13 protein-coding genes and 1 other RNA gene are annotated in these 17,099 nt (G+C 42.5%); 10 read left to right on the top strand and 4 right to left on the bottom strand.

Going from position 1 to position 17,099, the window contains the following annotated elements:
- Nucleotides 1-10: 10 nt before the first annotated feature.
- From CJU60_RS04630 to odhB, 4 genes are all read left to right on the top strand, one after another.
- Nucleotides 11-901: an AAA family ATPase gene (locus tag CJU60_RS04630; protein ID WP_024121732.1), complete on the top strand. Its 891-nt coding sequence runs from the start codon at nucleotides 11-13 to the stop codon at nucleotides 899-901.
- A gap of 10 nt (nucleotides 902-911) precedes the next feature.
- Nucleotides 912-2,828: a vWA domain-containing protein gene (locus CJU60_RS04625; RefSeq protein WP_095713106.1), complete on the top strand. Its 1,917-nt coding sequence runs from the start codon at nucleotides 912-914 to the stop codon at nucleotides 2,826-2,828.
- Between the two features lie 228 nt (nucleotides 2,829-3,056).
- Nucleotides 3,057-5,891, top strand: coding sequence for a 2-oxoglutarate dehydrogenase E1 component (sucA, locus tag CJU60_RS04620; RefSeq protein WP_095713105.1), 2,835 nt, complete (start codon nucleotides 3,057-3,059; stop codon nucleotides 5,889-5,891).
- Nucleotides 5,892-5,906: 15 nt separating this feature from the next.
- A complete protein-coding gene (gene odhB / locus CJU60_RS04615) occupies nucleotides 5,907-7,163 on the top strand; it encodes a 2-oxoglutarate dehydrogenase complex dihydrolipoyllysine-residue succinyltransferase (RefSeq protein WP_095713104.1) in 1,257 nt (418 codons plus the stop codon).
- A 57-nt stretch (nucleotides 7,164-7,220) separates the two neighbouring features.
- Here the strand turns inward: odhB and CJU60_RS04610 are convergent, their stop codons facing one another.
- Nucleotides 7,221-8,186: a bile acid:sodium symporter family transporter gene (locus CJU60_RS04610; protein ID WP_095713103.1), complete on the bottom strand. Its 966-nt coding sequence runs from the start codon at nucleotides 8,184-8,186 to the stop codon at nucleotides 7,221-7,223.
- A 240-nt stretch (nucleotides 8,187-8,426) separates the two neighbouring features.
- On the opposite strand from CJU60_RS04610, the gene CJU60_RS04605 reads away from it, so the two are divergent.
- Complete coding sequence (locus tag CJU60_RS04605; protein WP_095713102.1) at nucleotides 8,427-9,764, top strand: sodium-dependent transporter; 1,338 nt, start codon at nucleotides 8,427-8,429, stop codon at nucleotides 9,762-9,764.
- 31 nt (nucleotides 9,765-9,795) lie between these two features.
- Here CJU60_RS04605 and CJU60_RS04600 read toward each other — a convergent pair whose 3' ends face one another.
- The 3 genes from CJU60_RS04600 to dhaS all read right to left on the bottom strand — a co-directional run bounded on the left by CJU60_RS04600 (nucleotide 9,796) and on the right by dhaS (nucleotide 14,116).
- Nucleotides 9,796-10,641: a superoxide dismutase gene (locus tag CJU60_RS04600; RefSeq protein ID WP_095713101.1), complete on the bottom strand. Its 846-nt coding sequence runs from the start codon at nucleotides 10,639-10,641 to the stop codon at nucleotides 9,796-9,798.
- Nucleotides 10,631-12,529 carry a terpene cyclase/mutase family protein gene (locus CJU60_RS04595; protein WP_095713100.1) on the bottom strand — a complete coding sequence of 633 codons (1,899 nt, stop codon included), beginning with the start codon at nucleotides 12,527-12,529 and terminating at the stop codon, nucleotides 10,631-10,633. Before CJU60_RS04595 ends, CJU60_RS04600 begins: the two co-directional genes overlap by 11 nt.
- 99 nt (nucleotides 12,530-12,628) lie before the next feature.
- On the bottom strand, nucleotides 12,629-14,116 hold the full coding sequence (dhaS, locus tag CJU60_RS04590; RefSeq protein ID WP_095713099.1) for an aldehyde dehydrogenase DhaS: 1,488 nt from the start codon (nucleotides 14,114-14,116) through the stop codon (nucleotides 12,629-12,631).
- Nucleotides 14,117-14,344: 228 nt separating this feature from the next.
- Here dhaS and CJU60_RS04585 point away from each other — a divergent pair, with 228 nt between their 5' ends.
- From CJU60_RS04585 to ssrS, 5 genes are all read left to right on the top strand, one after another.
- Nucleotides 14,345-14,548 (top strand): DUF6501 family protein, encoded by a 204-nt coding sequence (locus tag CJU60_RS04585; protein WP_024121722.1) that lies wholly within the window; start codon nucleotides 14,345-14,347, stop codon nucleotides 14,546-14,548.
- A gap of 382 nt (nucleotides 14,549-14,930) precedes the next feature.
- Nucleotides 14,931-15,275, top strand: coding sequence for a PH domain-containing protein (locus CJU60_RS04580; protein ID WP_024121720.1), 345 nt, complete (start codon nucleotides 14,931-14,933; stop codon nucleotides 15,273-15,275).
- A gap of 122 nt (nucleotides 15,276-15,397) precedes the next feature.
- Nucleotides 15,398-15,889: a TraR/DksA family transcriptional regulator gene (locus tag CJU60_RS04575; protein WP_095713098.1), complete on the top strand. Its 492-nt coding sequence runs from the start codon at nucleotides 15,398-15,400 to the stop codon at nucleotides 15,887-15,889.
- A gap of 154 nt (nucleotides 15,890-16,043) precedes the next feature.
- Nucleotides 16,044-16,670, top strand: coding sequence for an FMN-dependent NADH-azoreductase AzoJ (gene azoJ, locus CJU60_RS04570; RefSeq protein ID WP_095713097.1), 627 nt, complete (start codon nucleotides 16,044-16,046; stop codon nucleotides 16,668-16,670).
- A 230-nt stretch (nucleotides 16,671-16,900) separates the two neighbouring features.
- Nucleotides 16,901-17,087, top strand: a non-coding RNA gene (ssrS, locus tag CJU60_RS04565) — 6S RNA.
- Nucleotides 17,088-17,099: the final 12 nt, after the last annotated feature.

Raw genomic sequence — 17,099 nt, 5'->3', positions numbered from 1 at the left:
AAACCTGTCTATGACATCTCAATTGCAGCACTTAACATTGCCGGAAGATATACAAAATAAGCTTTTATCATATAAAAGCCAGCCGATTTCTCCAGAATTTCAATCGCTTATCGGGACATCAGGCTATGAGGCGGAGGATGAAGCCATTTTATTCGATGCCATTATCGCATTGGCGATGGGGAAAAATATCCTGTTAAAAGGGCCTACAGGCTCAGGTAAAACTAGGCTGGCAGAAACATTGTCCAGTTATTTTCATAAACCAATGCACAGTGTCAACTGCTCAGTTGATTTGGATGCTGAAGCACTGGTTGGCTATAAAACCATTGAAAATCAATCTGGCCAGGCAACAATCGAGTTTGTCTCGGGGCCTGTGACAACAGCTATGAATGAAGGCCACTTTCTTTATATAGACGAAATCAATATGGCAAAGCCGGAAACCCTGCCCATCTTAAACGGTGTATTGGACTATAGAAAAATGATGACAAATCCGTTTACAGGAGAAGTCGTTCGTGCAAAAGAAGGCTTTGGAGTCATTGCTGCCATCAATGAAGGCTACGTTGGAACCGTACCGCTGAATGAAGCGCTTAAAAACCGTTTTGTCATTATTGATGTGCCATATATTAAAGGCGAGCTGCTGAAACAAGTACTCATGTCTCAGTCTGCTCTTCATGATGAGAAATTAATTGACCGGTTTATCACGCTGTCTTCTGATCTGATCGTTCAGGCCAATAACGGGCAGGTGTCTGAAGAAGCGGCATCTATCAGAGCTTTAATTGATACGTGTGATTTAGCCGCTTATATTCCGCCGCTACGGGCCATCGAACGGGGAATTGTAGAAAAGCTTGACGATGACCGTGAAAAGGCGGCGGTCCGAAATATCGCAGAAACTCTGTTTGAATGAGGGATGTGCGATGAAATTTATCAAATTTAATGACAGCACAATTGACTCGTTTTTATTTATGATGCTGACCGATTTGGCCAAAACGCTCACCAAAAGTGAGGCGGTGGAAGTGGAGTATGGCGTTCAGTCCTACTACAACCCATTTGAAAAAAAAATCTACATGAGCCACTTTTGGAAGGACAGAGCAGCTGAAGATATGGAAGCAGGTCTCAAAAGCGATGTCTACCTTCGATCGGTCGGAACAAAATACAGCTCGTTGCAAGAGTTTACGAACTTTTTGGATGATATCCATCGGCATCTTACATTCAAAAGCTTTGCCAAACAGCTGTTTATGCTGCTTGAGGACATCAGAATTGAAGAATGTATCAAACACGACCGTCCCGGCACAAAACATGTATTTGCAAAACGAAAAGACATGTACAGAAAACATTTCTCCACACAGCTCACTTTAAATTTAGAACGAAGCATTTTTACGGATGCGCTCTTTTGCGCCATGTATACCAAGCTGACGGCGGAATCGCCTCTGGAAACCATCCCGTCTATGCGTGATGATATTGATCTGATGCGACCGTTTATTGAACAGCAGCTCTTGCGTGTGTATGAAGCTGACTCTACACGCCACGTTCTGAAAATTGTCGAAGACATCATGGACGGGCTTGAAGAGGTACTTGATAAAGACATGCTGAATACCTACTTCTTTTTGCCTGAGTTAGATTACGCTAAAGCCGCAGAGCAGCCGTTATTTGAAGAAGAGAAAAAAGCGCCGAAGCTGAGTGATGACGTAACGCTTCCGAAAAAATCAGACGGCGATGAAGATATTCACGATGAAGAAATGCCGACTTGGCACCGTGAAACAGAAGCGCCGTCTAAAAGCTTCCTTCAATTTGATATTGAACACGGCGCAAAATCCGATTTAGGAAAAGATGCTTCTCGTGAAGGGGACGATGGAGACCAAGCTCTCGGCTCTGTTCAAGGTTCAGCCAGACAGACAAAACGAAAAGACTATTCCAAACTGGAAGCGCTAGAGTCCAAAAAAGACCAGCCGAACGGCGCGGGTCTTGCCGACGGAAAGGAAAATAAATTCGCGTTTGCGATTTATAAAGAACCGCAGCCTGCAACAAAAGATGAAGAGCTTTCTTATAAACAGCAGGCAAAATCGATCGAATCGTATCAGAAGCGTTTAAAACAAATGATTCAAAAAACGCTTGAACACAAAAAAACGCTGCCAAGGACTGACCTCCACGCGGGCCGTCTGAACAACAAGCTTCTCCGTTATTTTACGGAGCGGAATCCGCGTCTTTTTTACAAAAAACAAGAGCCTTCTTCAGAAATTGACGCTGTTTTTACATTACTGGTCGACTGTTCAGCCAGTATGTTCGACAAAATGGATGAAACGAAGCGGGGTATCGTATTGTTTCATGAAGCCTTGAAATCAGTAGCAGTTCCGCATCAAATTGTCGGTTTCTGGGAGGATACAAACGATGCGACCGAAACGAGTCAGCCGAACTATTTTAATACGGTAATTCCATTTCAGTCGTCCTTAAGACAGGCAGCGGGACCGGCGATTATGCAGCTTGAACCTGAGGAAGACAACCGTGACGGCTATGCGATCAGGCAAATGACGAAAAAAATGCTGCAGCGGAGCGAGGCGCAAAAATTCTTAATTGTGTTCTCTGACGGAGAGCCGGCCGCATTTGGTTATGAGCAAAATGGGATTGTCGATACAAGTGAAGCGGTTATAGAAGCTCGAAAAAGGGGAATAGAAGTCATAAATGTTTTTCTCTCCAACTCAGAAATTGAAGAATCGCAAATGAAAACGATACAGGATATGTACGGGAAGTTCAGTATATTTGTCCCGGATGTCGATCAGCTTCCGGATGTTCTGTATCCGCTTCTTAAAAAACTGCTCCATAAAAGCATAGGATAACCCTTTATTCTATGCTTTTTGGCGTTTCTTTTTGTAAATGATTAAATTTTTTGTTTTTTATAAAGGTTTTTTACTATTTTGTGAACAATCAAGGTAGAATCAAATTGCAAACAGTGGTAAAATATCGTTGGAAGCGTTTTTATTACATAATTTTGGACACAGCGTTCGAAAGTTATTTTAAGATAGTGAATGAATCACTTGATTATCTAGGTTGGGGGTAATATTCAAATGTTTCAAAATAATATGAAACAACGAATGAATTGGGAAGATTTTTACGGTCCGAACCTCGGCTATGCGCTGGAGCTTTACGATCAGTACACCCAGGATCCGAACAGCATTGATCCGGATCTGAAGGACATGTTCGACGAACTAGGAGCTCCTCCAAGCGATATAAAAGAGGCATCGGGAACAAAAGAAAAGGGACGTGTTACAGCCGATCTGATACAAAAGATCGCATCAGCAATCAGACTTGCAGAAGATATAAGAACCTATGGCCATTTGAACGCTTCCGTCAATCCGCTCAGAAAGGATGGGAAAAAGAGCGAGCTCTTTCCACTATCCGATTACGGGCTAACAGAAGAGGAAATAAAAGAAATACCTGCGTCGGTCATTTGTAAAGACGCTCCTAAAAACATTACGAACGGTCTAGAAGCCATTCAGTATTTACGAAATACGTATAAAAGAACCATCTCATTTGAATTTGATCATGTACACGACTTTAAAGAGCGAGAGTGGCTGACTCAAAAGATTGAATCCGGTGAATTGTTCCAAAAGAACTCAGCCGAAAAGCTGTCAGCTGTGCTGGAAAGACTGACGGAAGTAGAGGGATTCGAGCAATTTTTACACCGGACCTTCGTCGGGCAGAAGCGTTTTTCAATTGAGGGTCTGGACGCTCTTGTTCCAGTGCTTGATGACATTATCGCACAATCTGTCAAATCAGGTACAACGAGCGTTAACATCGGTATGGCGCACAGGGGCCGCCTGAATGTGCTGGCACATGTGCTGGGCAAACCGTATGAAATCATATTCTCAGAGTTCCAGCATGCGCCGAACAAAGATTTAGTCCCGTCTGAAGGATCTATCGGCATCAGCTACGGATGGACGGGGGATGTCAAGTATCACCTGGGAGCGAACCGCGAGCTTCAAGACGCTGAAACGAAGTCGGCGCGTATTACGCTGGCGAATAACCCGAGCCACTTGGAATTTATCAACCCGATCGTTGAAGGCAGTACAAGAGCGGCGCAGGAAACAAGAACACAAAGCGGATACCCGGTTCAGGATGAAACAAAATCACTTGCGATTTTAATTCATGGAGACGCTGCATTCCCTGGGGAAGGAATTGTCGCTGAAACATTGAATTTAAGCTCTTTAAAAGGGTATCAAGTAGGCGGTGCGATTCATATTATCGCCAATAACATGATCGGATTCACAACAGAAAGCGCTGAATCAAGATCAACAAACTATGCCAGTGACCTGGCGAAGGGCTATGAAATACCGATTGTTCACGTAAATGCGGACGATCCTGAAGCCTGTCTTTCAGCTGTTAAGTTTGCGGTAGAATACCGAAAAACATTCAACAAGGACTTTCTGATTGACTTAATCGGGTACAGACGTTACGGACACAACGAAATGGATGAGCCGTCAACTACTCAGCCGATGCTGTATGATGCTGTAAGAAAGCATCCGACTGTCAAACATATTTTCGCGGAAAAGCTCATTAAAGATGGGGTGCTGACCGAGGAAGTTGTTCAAAACATTGAAAAGTCGGTAACGAAACGCATAGAAGACGCTTATCAAAAAGTGCCGGCTAAAAAGGAACCTATCGCTTGTGAAATAGAACTTCCGGAACCTGTTTCAAACGGTTTTCCGGATGTAGACACATCTATTGATTTTGATGTGCTCCGCAAGCTGAATGGCGAATTGGTCAATTGGCCGGAGTCGTTTAATGTATTCGGTAAGCTAAAACGCATTTTAGAAAGACGGGCCAAGGCGTTTGATGATGACAGAAAAGTGGAATGGTCATTGGCTGAATCTCTCGCGTTTGCTTCCATTCTGAAAGACGGAACACCGATTCGATTAACAGGACAGGATTCTGAGCGCGGAACGTTTGCCCAAAGAAACCTTGTACTTCACGACAGTGAGACAGGCAAGGAATTTGTGCCGCTGCACCATTTATCAGATTGTGACACATCATTTGCCGTTCATAACAGCCCGCTGTCTGAAGGATCTGTACTCGGTTTTGAATACGGCTATAATGTGTATTCACCTGAAACACTTGTCCTTTGGGAAGCGCAGTATGGGGATTTTGCCAATGCTGCTCAAGTGTACTTTGACCAATTTATTTCTGCCGGACGAGCAAAATGGGGCCAAAAATCCGGATTAGTGATGCTGCTGCCGCACGGTTATGAGGGACAGGGCCCTGAGCATTCAAGCGGTAGAATCGAGCGGTTCCTGCAGCTAGCTGCGGAGAATAACTGGACGGTTGCCAACCTGACAAGCGCCGCTCAATATTTTCATATATTAAGAAGACAGGCTAAAATGCTGCTGCGTGAGGAAATTCGTCCGCTCGTCATCATGACGCCGAAGAGCCTTCTGCGCAATCCGAATACCGTTTCTGAAGTGCAGGAGCTCAGTGAAAGCCGCTTCCAGCCTGTTTACGAACAGTCAGGACTTTCTCATGAGTATGAAAAAGTAACGCGGCTCGTATTATCCAGCGGTAAAGTATCTATAGACATCAGCGATCATTTCAACAAGTTAGAAGACGGGAAAGAGTGGCTTCACATTGCGAGAATTGAACAGCTGTATCCATTCCCTGCAAAAGGAGTCAAAGAATTATTTGCAAAGCTTCCGAACCTAAAAGAAATCGTTTGGGTTCAGGAAGAGCCGCAGAACATGGGGGCTTGGAGCTACATCAGCCCTTATTTGACAGAACTTGCACCAGAAGGAGTAAGCGTTCAATATATTGGACGAAGAAGACGATCCAGTCCTGCAGAGGGAGATCCGACAGTTCATAAAAAAGAACAGGAACGTATTGTATCTGATAGCTTGACTCGCAAAAACTAAGGGGGAAATGAAAAAATGGCGGAAATTAAGGTACCTGAATTAGCAGAATCAATCTCAGAAGGAACAATAGCCCAATGGTTAAAGCAGCCCGGTGATTATGTAGAACAGGGTGAATATCTGCTTGAACTTGAAACGGATAAAGTAAATGTTGAATTGACAGCAGAAGAATCGGGTGTTCTTCAAGAGGTATTGAAAGATTCGGGTGATACCGTCCAAGTTGGAGAAATTATCGGTACCATTACAGAAGGCGCGGGTGAAAGTTCTGCCCCTGCTCCTTCAGAGAAGGCTGAAAGCAAAGAAAGTGAAAAAGAAGAAAAGCAAGCTGAACCAGCGGCGCAAGAAGTGAGCCAGGAAGCGCAAACGGAAGCAAAATCAAGAACAATTGCATCTCCTTCTGCCCGTAAGCTGGCGAGAGAGAAAGGGATTGACCTGTCTCAGGTTCCAACTGGCGACCCGCTTGGAAGAGTGCGCAAACAGGATGTTGAGGCGTATGAAAAACCAGCGGCGAAACCAGCTCCTCAGCAGCAAAAACAACAGCCGCAGGCTCAAAAAAAACAGCAAAGCTTTGACAAACCTGTTGAAGTGCAAAAAATGTCACGCCGCAGACAGACGATTGCAAAACGTCTAGTCGAAGTTCAGCAAACATCTGCGATGCTGACTACATTTAATGAAGTTGACATGACGGCTGTTATGAATCTCAGAAAACGTCGCAAAGACCAATTCTTTGAGCAAAATGAAGTGAAGCTGGGCTTTATGTCTTTCTTTACAAAAGCTGTTGTAGCGGCATTGAAAAAATATCCGCTCTTGAATGCAGAAATTCAAGGCGATGAGCTGATTGTTAAGAAATTCTATGATATCGGAATCGCTGTTGCAGCTGAAGAAGGACTTGTCGTTCCAGTTGTACGGGATGCGGACCGTCTGACATTTGCAGGCATTGAAAAAGAAATCGGCGAGCTTGCGAAAAAAGCGAGAAGCAATAAATTGACCCTTGGTGAGCTGCAAGGAGGCTCATTTACAATTACAAACGGAGGGACTTTCGGTTCACTCATGTCGACACCGATTTTAAACAGCCCTCAAGTTGGTATCCTGGGTATGCATAAGATTCAGCTGCGCCCTGTCGCAATTGATGAAGAACGTTTCGAAAACCGTCCGATGATGTACATTGCATTATCTTATGATCACCGGATCGTAGATGGTAAAGAAGCAGTTGGATTCCTTGTCACAATTAAAAACTTACTAGAAGATCCTGAACAGCTTTTGTTAGAGGGATAAAACAAAAAAGGTACATCACGGATAAACGTGATGTACCTTTTTATATACAATAGAATGTTAAAGAGTCAGTTCTGTGCTGTTTGAATCTTCTTTTGGATTCTTACCTTTTTTAGACCAATATGTAGCGAGCAGAGAGCCTGAAAGGTTGTGCCATACACTGAAAATCGCGCTCGGAACGGCAGATAGCGGTGAAAAATGTGCCGTGGCAAGTGCTGCGCCAAGCCCTGAGTTTTGCATGCCGACTTCAATTGCAATTGCTTTTTGAGACGCATAATCCATTTTTAACAGCTTTGCACATAGAAATCCCAATAAATATCCAAACCCGTTGTGCAGGATAACTACTGAAAAAATAAGCAAACCTGATTGAAGCAGGTTTTCCCGGTTGCCGCTTACAACAGCTGACACAATGGCAACGATACCGATGACTGAAACAAGCGGCAGGGCATGAACGGCTTTTGAGACCTGTTTTTTGAAAAATATTTTGACGACTAGGCCTGCAATGATTGGAATCAATACAGCCTGCAAAATCGAAATAAATAACGAGCCAGGTGAGACAGGCAGCCATTCCTTGGCAAACAGCATAATCAAAACCGGCGTCAAAACCGGTGCCAACAAGGTGGAAATCGTTGTGACAGCAACAGACAGGGCCGTATTGCCTTTTGCTAAAAATGTCATAACATTAGAGGCAGTTCCACCGGGACAGCAGCCAACGAGAATAACGCCTACCGCGATTTCCGAGGGGAGATGCAGGCCATATGCTAAGCCGAAAGCAACAAGCGGCATAATTGTATATTGGGCAATCACTCCGATAATGACGTACAAAGGTTTTCTGATCAGCTCTTTAAAATCATCGGTTTGCAGTGTTAGCCCCATTCCAAACATAATAATGCCAAGAAAAATCGTAATATAAGAACTGATCCAAGAAAATAATGACGGGAAAGAAAATCCGAGCACGGCAAAAACAATGACCCAGATTCCGAAGGTTTGTCCCGCGAAATGACTTATCTTTCTGATGTTTTCCATAAAAACACTCCTCATATACTGATCAAGAACTCCAGCAGAAATCCTTACAGATTTTTTGGTATTCCCCTATTATAATTAATTTTCTGAATAATTCAATATTGATAGATTGACTGTGATCTGATATATTCATGGAGATAGATGATAAATATATTATGTAAACTAATCAAAATATTCTTGACTATATAGGTAGATATTCTTACAATGAACCTTTAAACTGTTTTGGAAAATAGGAGTGATAGGGTGAAGGAAGCTAATCAATGGTCTTCGAAGCTGGGCTTTATTTTAGCTGCGGCTGGATCGGCTATCGGTCTCGGTGCAATATGGAAATTCCCATATGTAGCAGGCACCAGCGGAGGAGGCGCGTTTTTATTTATTTTTATATTATTTACAATTTTAATCGGACTGCCATTATTGCTCGGTGAATTCATCATAGGCAGAAAAACACAGCAAGATGCCGTCCAATCCTATAAATCTCTTGCTCCAGGGTCTAAGTGGCATTGGATAGGCTATTTGGGCATGGCGACGTGCTTTATTCTGTTATCATTCTACAGCGTCGTCGGCGGATGGATTTTAAATTACATTTTTAAAGGCTTTACCGGCGGTTTATCGCATACGTCAGGATTTGATACGCTGTTTGCGAATACTATTTCAAATCCTTATTTGGCTGTAGGAGGCCAGCTGCTGTTTATGCTGGTCACAATTTTGGTTGTCGCAAAAGGTGTAAGCAGCGGAATTGAAAAAGCAAGCCAAATTTTAATGCCGGCGCTTTTTATATTATTTATCATTTTAATGGTGCGTTCAGTTACACTTCATGGAGCGATAGAAGGTATTAAGTTTTTCCTGACACCTGATATCTCTGCGATTGACGCCAATACGATATTATATGCGATGGGCCAGTCCTTCTTCTTATTAAGTGTCGGTGTATCTGTAATGGTAACGTATAGTGCTTATCTAGAGAAACAAGAAAATCTGGTGCAGTCTGCTGTATCTGTTACGGTTTTGAATGTCCTTGTCGCCATTATGGCGGGAATCGCGATCTTTCCAGCTGTTTTTTCATTCGGTCTCAAACCGGATCAAGGGCCTGTTCTGTTATTTAATGTGCTGCCGACTGTGTTTAATCAAATGCCGTTCGGAATTGTCTTTTTATTAGCATTTTTAATTCTATTTTTATTTGCGGCACTGACCTCTGCCTTTTCAATGCTTGAAATTTTGGTCGCTGTACTTTCTAAAGGCGATGTTAGTAAAAGAAAACGATTTGCCTGGATCGGCGGGATTGCTATCTTTCTGGTCGGCGTACCGTCTGCGTTATCATACGGGGTTTTAAGTGATGTTACCATTTTTCACATGTCTATTTTTGACGCAGCTGATTTTCTGGTCAGCAATATTTTAATGCCGTTAGGAGCGTTATTGATTTCTATCTTTGTACCGTTAAAAATACCGAAAGAGGATTTGTTTAACGAGCTGAAAAGCGGCTCAAACCTCAAGCGAAAGTGGTTTGCGGTTTGGCTTCTGCTGATACGTTATCTTTCACCTGTTGCAATCATTATTGTATTTTTACATGTATTAGGTGTTTTTTAAAAAATGAAGCCCCCTGGAAAAGGGGGCTTTTTTAATAGAGTTTCCATACAACTTCTTTTGCCTGTTCAAAACGTTTTTCGGCTTCACGCCAATCGACTACATTCCACCAATGATCAACATAGCTCCCGCGGTCATTTTTATATTGCAAATAGTAAGCATGTTCCCATACATCAAGCGGCAAAAGAGGGATAACATCCCACTGGCTGAAGTGCTGGTGCTTCTCTGCAGCTAAAATCTCAAGCCGTCCGGAACGAGGGGACCAGACAAGAATGGCCCACCCGACACCCTCCACTTTTTTTGCAGCTTGGGTAAAATGCTCCTTAAAGGCCGAATAGCTTCCAAATGAAAGATCGATCATTTGAAACAATGCTCCAGTAGGACGTCTTTTTCCGTTTGGATGCATAGAAAACCAAAAAATACTGTGCAAATAATGGCCAGCTCCATGAAATGCCAGCTCTCTTTCCCAATGAGTGATCAAGTCATAGTTCTTTGAAGCTCTGGCATTCTTAAGCTCCAATTCTGCTTTATTCAGTCCGTCAACATAGCTTTGATGATGCTTTGTATGATGAAGCACCATAATATCACGTGAAATATAAGGTTCTAAAGCGGAGTACTTGTACGGAAGCTGTGGGAGAACATGTTTTCCTATAGGAACGAAGGCGCGTCTTTCACCTGTTTCTTCTGATTGTGTAATATCACGATAGAGTGTGGCGGCCTGCTGATACCACTCTTCTTCTGTCGTCTGGTCATCCTCCAGCGCTTCAATCATCTTTTCGATTTGATCCTCAAATCGATCAAGCTGTCCTCGTTTTTGAATCTGATCTTTTAAGGCTTCACACCAATTGAACATCTCGGTTTGATAAGATTCACGTTTCATTTGCTGTCTCCTTTTCAATAGAATTCAAATACTTGCTGACAGCCAACAAAGGGAACACATAAGGGTAACTATGGTAACGAATATAAAATTGCTTTGGCAGCCCGATACCCACTGGATAAGTCAAGCTTCTACCGTCATGAGAACTGTTATCCATGAGGTAATTCATCCCTTTCACAATTGCTGGATGACTGGGTTTTTCAAATTGTAATAAAGCATCTAAAGCCCATGCAGTTTGTATAATGGTTCCTTCTTTAAGCGGCACATAGGTTTTGACCTCCGCGCTTTTGCAGGATTCACCCCAGCTGCCATCATCATTTTGTACGGTTTTGAGCCACCGGATTGCCTTTTGTATCGAAGGATGTGTTCGAACAACTCCGCAGGCGTGCATACCGGTCAAGGCAGCCCATGTGCCATAAATGTAGCAAACACCCCATCGTCCGTACCAAGATCCATTACGTTCCTGGTTTTCAAAAAGCCAGTTCACAGCACGCTGAATGTGGTGATGTTTTACTGAAAAGTCGGCTTTTTCACCTAAAAAGTGCAGCACACGCCCGGTGAGGTCGGCGGTTGAGGGATCAACAGCCGCATCCTCGGCGGATTCAAGCGGGAGGTGGCGGATAAGAGGGTGGTTCACATTTTTTTCAAAGGCGGAAAACCCTCCATCATTGTTCTGCATCGATAAAAGCCAAGCCACACCTCGCTCCCAAGAAGAAGGAGAGAAGTTGCGGGGAATTGCTTTTAAGACGGCTGCGGTGTCGTCACAATCAGGGTTATTCGTGTTGATATTTGAAAATCCCCAGCCGCCTGGAGATACATTTGGATTTTTGACAGACCAATCTGCTATCTTAGTATGCTGCCGCTTTTGTAAAAAAGAAGCGGCTTTTGTAATTGTACCGTCTGTTTCAGCAACGCCGTTTTGCTGAAGCGCATAGGTGATTAATGCAGTATCCCAAACAGTGGATGTGGAATTTTCTAAGTAAGGAATGCCGCCGCATTCAGTCACCAATGCTTTGATGCCATTTATAGCCCTTCGGATAACCGGTGAATGGCGTGACACACCAAGTGACAGAAGGCTGTATACCATAAATATTGTGGCGCTTGCATAACTGTACAGTGTGCCGTCTTCTTCAATCCGGTCAAGCATATACGTTTTAGCTGTGTGTAAGCCCAGCTCCTGAAGAGCAAAGGGTGCACGAAAAATGCGCTTCCAATGAGTCAGAACAGAAGAGAGGTCTCTCTCCTCGAAAGCATCGGAACGGAGCCAAGTCAAAGGATTTTTTGTCATGTGCGGGTCGAGGTGGCGGAGAGATTGAATTTTGCGGTTTTTTAGTGTGAATCGTTGATTGAGTGTTACGGCCATCGGGGCAAAGTGTATACGGGCATATGTGCTGAACTGATAAAAATGAACCGGGAATGTTGGGGGAATTGCTAAAAGCGACAATGGCAAATATAAAGCGGGCCAAGGGTAAAGGCCATTTGCTGCAAGCATCCATTTTGTCATAAAATGAATATTTCTCAAGCCGCCATGTGATGCAATGAATTGTTCAGCTTTTTTCATGTGCGGATCAGTTCGATGGCAGCATCCTGAAGCCAGCATTCCGACATATCCTTGGACGGTAGCTGTTATATTGCCGTCTGTCTCGTCAGGAAAATTGTTAAACGTTCCGTCTGGCTGCTGATTTTCGCGAATGCCGGCTGCAAGCGCCGAAATGAGTTCTTTTTCATTTTCACCTTCATCAAGTGAGGTGAGGAGCAGAATAAAAAAAGAATTCGTCATGATTGGCCCTTCAAAGCAAAATGTCCAAGAACCGTCATCATTTTGCCTATCTTTCAGCTCTGAAATGGTGTTTTGCTGATAGCGCCTCACCTTCTCCTGAAGTGTGCTCATCCCGCTCAACTCCTTCAGAAGATATATATTCACCTGCTTTTGCCGCCATTACTGAAAGAAAAAAACTGCTGGCTGGCAGCAGTTTTTTTGAAAAACCTTTTAGTCCTCAAGATTAATCCATACACTCTTGACTTCTGTGTAGTTATCTAGAGCATAGGAGCCCATTTCTCTTCCGAGTCCGGATTGTTTATAACCGCCGAATGGGGAAGCTGCGTCAAACACATTATAACAGTTTACCCAGATAGTCCCGGCTTGAAGACGATCTGCGATATAATGGGCTTGTTTTACATTCTCGGTCCATAGTCCGGCAGCAAGTCCGTATTCAGAATGGTTAGCTCGTTCAATGACTTCATCCACTGTTTCATATGGTATGGCCGTCAGGACTGGTCCGAAAATTTCTTCTTTAGCGATGGTCATATCGTCTTCCACATTCGCAAACACAGTCGGCGCGACAAAGTATCCTTCTTCATAAGGGCAGCTTCCGCCAGTGACAGCTTTAGCTCCTTCATCTTTCCCTTTTTGAATATAAGAAAGAACGCGTTCATGCTGCTCCTTGCTCACGAGCGGGCCGATTTGGGTATCTTTATGAAGTCCGGCTCCTTGGCGGAGTGATTCAGCGTAAGACACCATCTCATTGACAACTTCATCATACTGGTCTTTATGAATAAAGACGCGTGAGCCCGCACAGCAGACTTGGCCTTGGTTAAACATGACACCGTTTAAAGCGCCTGGAATGGCTTTTTTCAAATTCGCATCCGGGAGCAGGATATTAGGTGATTTTCCGCCCAGTTCCAGGGTGACCCGCTTAATGCTTTTTGCCGCTGTGCCCATGATTTTCTTTCCGATTTCTGTTGATCCGGTAAAGGCAATTTTATCAACCGCTTCATGGTTGGTAAGTGCTTCTCCCGCATCCTCACCGAATCCCGGAATGATATTGATGACACCGTCGGGGAAACCGGCTTTATCAATTAACTCAGCCAAATAAAGAGCTGAAAGCGGGGTTTGCTCAGCAGGCTTAAGCACAATGGTACAGCCGGTTGCAAGAGCCGCACCCATTTTCCACATCGCCATAAGAAGCGGGAAATTCCATGGGATGATTTGCCCGACGACGCCGACAGGCTCATGGCGTGTGTAATTAAAATAGGAGCCGGAAACAGGGATTGTCTGCCCTGTTATTTTTGTACACCAACCGGCGTAATAGCGCATATGCTCAATAGCCAGCGGAATATCTCCATTTGTTGTTTCGTTTATTGGTTTTCCGTTATCAAGGGTTTCAAGCTGGGCAAGCTCAGTTTTATGCTCTTCCATTAAATCTGCCAGCTTATACATGAGTCTGCTTCTCGATGCTGGAGACATTGTTCTCCACTCGCCTTGATCAAAGGCTTTGCGGGCAGCTTTAACGGCTTTGTCCACATCCTCTGCCTGGGCTTCATACAGCGTCATTAAGGTTTCGCCTGTCGCCGGGTTGGGCGTGTCAAAGGTTGCCCCTGAGGCACTCGGAACAAACTTTCCATCAATATAAAGCTTCTTTGTTCCCTGTAAAAATGTCTCCAGCCTTTTACTCACTTGCATCGTTAAAGAACTCATTCGTAACAAACCTCCAGTCATTTTTATGGTCTGTTCTGAGATTCTTGGTGATAGTATGGATATTGCTTCATTGAAGAGCAGGAATTAGCTGTGATCGTTACTGTGGAAGTAAGCGTATACAAACATTCTATACTAGAAAACAAGGCAAAATCAATGAATAACCGATATTGCAATTTACAAAAGAAAAAAGCTACAATAGGCTTATAGACAAGTAAAGGAGATTTCATCATGATACATAAAAATTGGCTTGAAAAAGAAACCATTAAAAAAGTAAAGTGTGTTCAGACAAACGCAAAAAAATACATTGTAAATCGCGTATTAACTCCAGGGAAAGAATATGAAGTGAAGAATGAAACAGAGGAATTTCTGTTTGTCGTCGATAATACAAATAAAATCGGCGGTTACTATAAAGAATATTTTGAAGAGGTATAATCACCGATCGAATTCCTGAGGGAGAAGAAACAGAAGATGTCACAATTGAAGATACGGATGGTTATGCAAAGGACCGCAGCTAAGCTGCGGTTCTTCTTTGATTCAAAAAGGGAAAATAAAACAGATACACAAAAGAAACATTAAAAAACTCATTTTTCAAAAAATATTTACGGAAAATGAAACTTTTTTCTCTTTTGGTGCGTACTACATGATGACAACAATTCAAAAGACAAGAAACAAATCAAAAATTTGAAAAATGTAATCTGTTCGTAATGGTTTAAATGTCTTCTATGTCGTATTCTTATATAGGGATAAAGGACTTATTTTATTTAATAATCTCGTCATAAGAAAAATAGATAAATGCAGAAAGAGGGGTTCTTCATTGGGTATTTTTTCTGTTAGCAGATCAACTGACGCAAAGAAGCTTGAAGCTTTGCTCGTTGAAGGGGAAAGAATAGAATCGATTTATAAGCTCCGGGTTGACCAAATTTGCTTTACAAACAAACGTATCATTTTCTTTGATAATAAGGTGTTTTCTAAAAAGAAGGTTCGTGTATTTCTTCCATATAAAACGATTGAAAGCTTTGCCATTCAAGAAGCGGGAATGTTTGATCCCGATACTGGACTTTTATTAATGACAAGAAGCAAAACCTTTGAATTAGAATTTGCGAAAGATACCGATTTAAGCGAAGTGCAAGCGGTGCTGACAAAGTATTTATGCAGCTGAATAAAACTGACTGAGGCCAGCCGTCTCCAAAGAATGGTTTGGCTTTTTTTGTGCCATAAAAACGCTTTTTTGGTTTGTCAGTATTAAAAAATGGGAACAGAGAAAAAAAGGAGAGGATACACATGGCATTGACTAAAGAACAAACTCAGCATCTCTACCATAAATTGCTTGATATGCAAAAAGAATTGTCTGGCGAAAAAAAGAAAACACAATCAATGACTGAAGAAGTAGGAGAGCTGTCTAATGGGGTCGATAACCATATGGCTGACCACGGAACGCTTGTAACAGACCGCATGACAGACCAAACGGTAAAAGAAATAGACCGGGAACTTTTGGAGGAGGTTAATCAGGCTTTACAAAAGATAAAAGACGGAACGTACGGCATTTGTGAAAAAACAGGTCAAGACATTCCGTACGAAAGATTGGAAGCTGTTCCGTACGCAAGAATGACAGTGGAAGCCCAAGCTGATGTAGAGGACGATTTGGAAACGGATGCTCCGTCATTCGAAAGGGAGTTTCATGAACAGGTCAAAGATCTATCTAATAAAGAAACAATTGATCAAAAAAGCTCTCAAACGTATGAGATTTTAGACCGTGAGCAGGATTCAAACTGAAAATGGCAAGCAAGTACACCGATATGAAGTGTACTTGCTTTTTTTTTTTATGAAAAAAATCTCATATTCGAAATAAAGTGATTGACTTTGCATAAAAAAGAAAGTAACATACTATTTGTAAGTTAATATAAAAAGTTTACCGGGAGGAATACAAATGTCTACAGTTTTATTTGTAAAATCAAGTGACCGTACAGCTGAAGAAGGTGTTTCAGTTAAACTATACGAAGCATTTCTAACTGCATATAAAGAAAACAACCCTAATGATGAAGTGATTGAATTAGATCTTCATAAAGAAAACCTTCCTTACCTTGGAAGAGATATGATTAATGGAACATTTAAAGCAGGTCAAGGTATGGAAATGACTGAGGAAGAGAAAAAACAAGCTGCAATAGCTGACAAATATCTGAACCAATTTGTAAAAGCTGATAAAGTGGTGTTCGCATTCCCGCTTTGGAACTTCACAGTGCCAGCAGTGCTTCATACTTATGTGGATTACCTGTCTCGCGCAGGCGTTACATTCAAATACACACAAGAAGGACCAGTTGGTTTAATGGGCGGCAAAAAAGTTGCACTTCTTAACGCGCGCGGCGGCGTTTATTCAGAAGGGCCAATGGCTTCACTAGAAATGTCATTAAACTTCATGAAAACAGTTCTTGGTTTCTGGGGTGTTCAAGACTTGCACACAGTTGTCATCGAGGGACATAACGCAGCGCCTGATAAAGCACAAGAAATTGTTGAAAAAGGTTTACAAGAAGCGAAAGAGCTTGCTGTTAAATTTTAATGAATGAAGACTCCTATCCGTGAGATAGGAGTTTTTTTGCGTGTACATATTATATAGAAGAAAGTGATGACTTCTTGCCGTTAAAAAGCGCCGTTTTTTATTGTAATATATTTTTTGTTTGTCGAATCATTAGATATATTAGCGAAAAAACAGTTTTACGGACGGAAAAAAGTTTTTCTGAACAATTGATCTACCCCTTGATAAAATATGTCCGATGGTGTACTATATAAAAGAAGCTACTTTGTACGTATTGTTAATTAAGTTTTAACCTTTAAGCTGTAATAGGGAGTTTTATATCGAAGCCGGAATGTCATGCCTCCATTGTAGAGGACGACAGGAACGTTTCTGCAAACACCCACTTTGAGGAGTGGTGGTTTAAAACTTTCTTACTTGCATACGGCAAGATGTAGCGAAAGCCATTTCCTTTAT

Origin of the sequence: Bacillus sp. 7705b (assembly GCF_002289525.1) — a bacterium.
GTDB lineage: Bacteria > Bacillota > Bacilli > Bacillales > Bacillaceae > Bacillus > Bacillus halotolerans.
Note: the sequence above shows the minus strand (reverse complement) of the source record. Positions and strands in the feature narration are given on the sequence as shown.

Excerpts from the sequence above, each read along its gene's own strand:
- CJU60_RS04630 (WP_024121732.1), top strand. The coding sequence starts at position 11 with ATGACATCTCAATTGCAGCACTTAACATTGCCGGAAGATATACAAAAT.
- CJU60_RS04625 (WP_095713106.1), top strand. The coding sequence starts at position 912 with ATGAAATTTATCAAATTTAATGACAGCACAATTGACTCGTTTTTATTT.
- sucA (WP_095713105.1), top strand. The coding sequence starts at position 3,057 with ATGTTTCAAAATAATATGAAACAACGAATGAATTGGGAAGATTTTTAC.
- odhB (WP_095713104.1), top strand. The coding sequence starts at position 5,907 with ATGGCGGAAATTAAGGTACCTGAATTAGCAGAATCAATCTCAGAAGGA.
- CJU60_RS04610 (WP_095713103.1), bottom strand. The coding sequence starts at position 8,186 with ATGGAAAACATCAGAAAGATAAGTCATTTCGCGGGACAAACCTTCGGA.
- CJU60_RS04600 (WP_095713101.1), bottom strand. The coding sequence starts at position 10,641 with ATGAAACGTGAATCTTATCAAACCGAGATGTTCAATTGGTGTGAAGCC.
- CJU60_RS04595 (WP_095713100.1), bottom strand. The coding sequence starts at position 12,529 with ATGAGCACACTTCAGGAGAAGGTGAGGCGCTATCAGCAAAACACCATT.
- dhaS (WP_095713099.1), bottom strand. The coding sequence starts at position 14,116 with ATGAGTTCTTTAACGATGCAAGTGAGTAAAAGGCTGGAGACATTTTTA.
- CJU60_RS04585 (WP_024121722.1), top strand. The coding sequence starts at position 14,345 with ATGATACATAAAAATTGGCTTGAAAAAGAAACCATTAAAAAAGTAAAG.
- CJU60_RS04575 (WP_095713098.1), top strand. The coding sequence starts at position 15,398 with ATGGCATTGACTAAAGAACAAACTCAGCATCTCTACCATAAATTGCTT.
- azoJ (WP_095713097.1), top strand. The coding sequence starts at position 16,044 with ATGTCTACAGTTTTATTTGTAAAATCAAGTGACCGTACAGCTGAAGAA.